The organism is Anaerobacillus sp. 1_MG-2023, from assembly GCF_030547345.1.
Lineage (GTDB): Bacteria > Bacillota > Bacilli > Bacillales > Guptibacillaceae > Guptibacillus > Guptibacillus hwajinpoensis_B.
Genome location: NZ_JAUORD010000080.1, coordinates 1 through 295, shown reverse-complemented (window position 1 = coordinate 295; position 295 = coordinate 1). Strand labels below are relative to the sequence as shown.

Genomic DNA, 295 nt, shown 5'->3' with positions numbered 1-295 from the left:
TCTTCATCCTTTTTATAGCTATAAGTTAGATAGGCCTGTTTATAGTCTTTATATTTTTCATAACTAGCAGAATAAAGTTCCAACTCCTTATTCTTGAATTCATATAAAAATGGTAGTTCTTTCTCAAGTCTCGTCAAGACGACATCGACTTCCTCTGGATAATAATCCGCGTGATCCACTACCTCTATATCTGCTTCTTTCGAATCTTCATAAGATGGCTGATCTACTTCCATCTCACTATAATTTTCAAGATTAGGTATAAACTCTTTTGAGGAAATTGGTAGATTTATTTCTA

General features: G+C 32.9%; 1 pseudogene. It reads right to left on the bottom strand.

The features are described 5' to 3' along the window. Positions 1 to 295 (bottom strand): annotated as a pseudogene (locus Q4550_RS23350) (hypothetical protein); the annotation flags it as partial.